The sequence below is a fragment of the Ectothiorhodospira lacustris genome, assembly GCF_022227785.1.
Classification (GTDB): domain Bacteria; phylum Pseudomonadota; class Gammaproteobacteria; order Ectothiorhodospirales; family Ectothiorhodospiraceae; genus Ectothiorhodospira; species Ectothiorhodospira lacustris.
The window spans coordinates 1-3226 of sequence record NZ_JAJNQM010000139.1 but is presented as its reverse complement, the minus strand read 5'-3'; the positions used below and the strand labels follow the sequence as shown (position 1 = coordinate 3226).

The 3226-nt window shown below is 43.2% G+C and carries 4 protein-coding genes; all 4 read left to right on the top strand.

Annotated features, from left to right (window positions below):
* Positions 1-145 precede the first annotated feature (145 nt).
* A complete protein-coding gene (locus LQ952_RS15535) occupies positions 146-847 on the top strand; it encodes a hypothetical protein (protein WP_238623524.1) in 702 nt (233 codons plus the stop codon).
* Positions 838-2568, top strand: coding sequence for a zinc ribbon domain-containing protein (locus LQ952_RS15530; RefSeq protein WP_238623523.1), 1731 nt, complete (start codon positions 838-840; stop codon positions 2566-2568). The genes LQ952_RS15535 and LQ952_RS15530 overlap by 10 nt, the downstream gene beginning before the upstream one ends.
* 213 nt (positions 2569-2781) lie before the next feature.
* The gene (locus LQ952_RS15525; RefSeq protein WP_238623522.1) at positions 2782-3060 is read left to right on the top strand and encodes a type II toxin-antitoxin system RelE/ParE family toxin; all 279 of its coding nucleotides are present in this window, start codon (positions 2782-2784) and stop codon (positions 3058-3060) included.
* A partial coding sequence (locus tag LQ952_RS15520; RefSeq protein ID WP_238623525.1) for a HigA family addiction module antitoxin occupies positions 3060-3226 on the top strand: 167 nt, incomplete at its 3' end. The genes LQ952_RS15525 and LQ952_RS15520, both read left to right, overlap by 1 nt.

Here is a 3226-nt window from a genome sequence, read left to right as displayed (position 1 = left end):
TACTCCTACAGGGGACTTTCACCCCATCAGTTCATGCCCATGTCGGGCGTACACAAGGCCGTAAATGCGGAGGCATTTTTCGATCGCTGCGCTCACTATAAATCCGCCGATTACGGCTGGCGTTAGGTACAAAGAGGAAAGAGGTATGAATAAAGATCCTCGCCAAGTTCTGATAGAGCTAAATCAGAAATTCAACGGTAACTTTGCGGAATGGAAATCGCTTACTGACCATAAGCTTGAAAAGTCGTTTGTCGGCTTGCATTGCATAGCCGCCGTGGGAGAAATTCTTGAGGATCACAAGGCATCGAAACACCATGACATATGCTGCAAAATTTATGATGAAATATTTTCCGATGGGGTTGCATCTATATATTTAGCATCCAACGCAATGAACAAGCCTGCCTGTATCGTGTTAAGGAGAGTTCTTGAGCTTGGGTTGGCGGCGATTTATCTATGGGATATGCCACATATGGCATTTTCTTGGAAACAACATGATCAAAATCCAAGCTTCACAGAAATGCTCAAACATATAAATTCAAAGGGTTATGCCTCTTATATAGCCAATGAAAACAATATGGATGTTGATGGCGATATGGTTCCTATGAATAAAGCACAAGAGATTTATGGAACCCTAAGCGACATCGCTCATGGAAAAATCACCACATTTGAAACTTCGATGCCGGAACGGTTCAAGTTCGCACAGGACGATTGGAAGCAGTTCGTAGCGATACTTGATGCCGTTGTTGAAATGCTTGTCTCGGCATTCCTTGTTAGGTTTAACATCGCAAGCGATGTATTTGGCAAAGTCCCGCAAGCCAAAAAGGAGTTTAATTTATCATGTCAGTGAAAGACTTTGACCTTATTCATGCAGCTAGGACTGAAGACCTTGAGGACAGCCAGGTTAGCGAACTAGCTGTTATCGGAAAGACTGAGGCCGATGTAATTGCTAAATTGAAATTTAGCGGTGCGCACCTTCTTCAGGGAGCTCGAGGAATTGGTAAATCCATGCTCTTTAGAGAAACCGAAGCTGAATTGGATAAAGATTTCAAAGAGGACCGAATCCTCGCTGTTTACGTTAACTTCAAGACAAGCACTTTATTGGAGGGCGTTAAAGCAGACAACAAGAATGCTTTTCAAATCTGGGTTGGCGCGAAAATACTTCAAGCGCTATATGAAAAATTGATCGGAATTGCAGTTATTGTATCTGATTCTTCTTCAGACCCCTTTAAACGAATCTTCGGAGTCGAAACTATTTTTGGGATGAAGAAAGCGCTCCAAGAAAAAATTCATCTTCTGCAAAAACTATCAAAAAATGAAAATAAAGAAGAGGTATTGAGTAAACTTGGGAGGGAATTCCTAGATAAGGTTAATGATATTTCATATATACTGGAAATCATAAAAGAGATCGCATCTGAGTACAACCTGAATCGTATTGTGTTTTTATTTGATGAGGCGGCCCATACTTTTATCCCTGAACAACAAGAAATATTTTTTGAAATATTCAAACTATTACACGGCGGAAACATTGCGGTTAAAGCAGCAGTATATCCTTCTATAACCTCATATGGAAAAAATTTCGAGATCGGCCACGATGCGATCTTAATCACTCTCGGAACTTTTGAACCAGGGACCACTGGTCGTGATGCCTCAAGAAAACTCTATCGGGAACTTATCACAAAAAGAATTCCTGAAGGAAGATTGAAAAAAGCGATATTCTCTAAAGGGGAATTGCTGGATCAGTGCATATATTTATCATCAGGTAACCCAAGAGCTTTTTTGCACCTTTTCAATCGGGTATACGAGAGAGGTTATACAGATAGGGCTCTGTTGCTGGCTACCCAAGACTATGTAGATCAAGAGTTGTTGCCGTATCATCAGGGGCTTTCAAAACGGCTGCCAAAATATTCCCATCACGTCAAATTGGGCCTTAATATTCTAAGAGAATATATAATTCCTGAGATTCGAAAAAAGAACATACGCGAAAAAAAGACGCAATATCAGTCTGCGTTTTTTACCCTACAACGAGATATGCCCCCTAATCTTAAGCTGGCACTGGATTTGCTGTGCTATTCGGGCGTTCTTTCTAAACAAGGTACCGTAAAGATAGCTTCTCGGCAAACAGGTCAGCGATACATGGTTCATCTTGCATTGTTGTTTACAGAGAAGGCTTTTATCTCCAATAAGTTTGGAGAGGTTATCAGCATGATAAGCCTGACAGACTATAGAGAGTTTAGTTCAGGTGATTCAACCTTTGACAATTACCTAGAGGAACTTAAAAAATCGTCAGCGGAATGTCAGGAGTGCTCTTCTGAAATACCCCCAAATGCAAAATTCTGCCCAGAATGTGGCGCCAAGGTAGAAGAGAAATCTATTGTTGGTCAACTGCTGGATGATTCGGTTAGAAAAATCTCTATCAGCTCTGCGATTGCAGACCGGGTAGAGCCTGAATTCCCTCTGGTAGGAGATGTTGTACATGCCACAAGACATGAGTTGATGAGGATTAATTATATTAAGGAAGTTAGGTCGAAGATGATAAAAAATGCAGCCGAGGAATACATATCAGGCTGAGCAACTAATCGGATAACCGGGGTTTTTTCTCCTCCGTCCACCACAACACCCCGCATGCGGGTCCACACGAGGCGTTTCCTCCCGAGTTTAAAGGACAATGAAAACAGGGTGACCTTCAACGCCATAGGTACGTTGGTCCACACTGTGGACATCTCAGATGCTCCAGCAGGAAGCCTTATTGTTGCGTGATGCGCAACATGCTAGCATTGCCTCATGATTAAATCATTCCGCCATAAAGGACTGAAGCGGTTCTACGCGACTGGCAGTACGTCTGGCATACAGCCGGATCATGCCAAGAAGCTGCGTATGCAGCTGGCTGCTCTGAATACTGCTACTTCGGTGGAAGACATGGACATCCCTGGTTTTCGGCTTCATTCATTGAAGGGAAAGGACAAAGGCCGGTGGTCGATTCGGGTTGACGGAAATTGGCGCATAACGTTCGAATTCCAGGACGGCAACGCCTACATTCTTGATTATGAGGATTATCACTAATGACTATGCATAATCCGCCGCATCCTGGTGAGTTCATTCGCCAGGTGTATCTGGAGCCTTTCGGTATTAGCTCTCGTCAGCTTGCTTCGAGTCTGGGTGTTTCGCCCTCCACGTTGTCCAGGCTGCTCAAAGGAGACAGTGGTATCAGTCCCGAAATGTCTCTGCG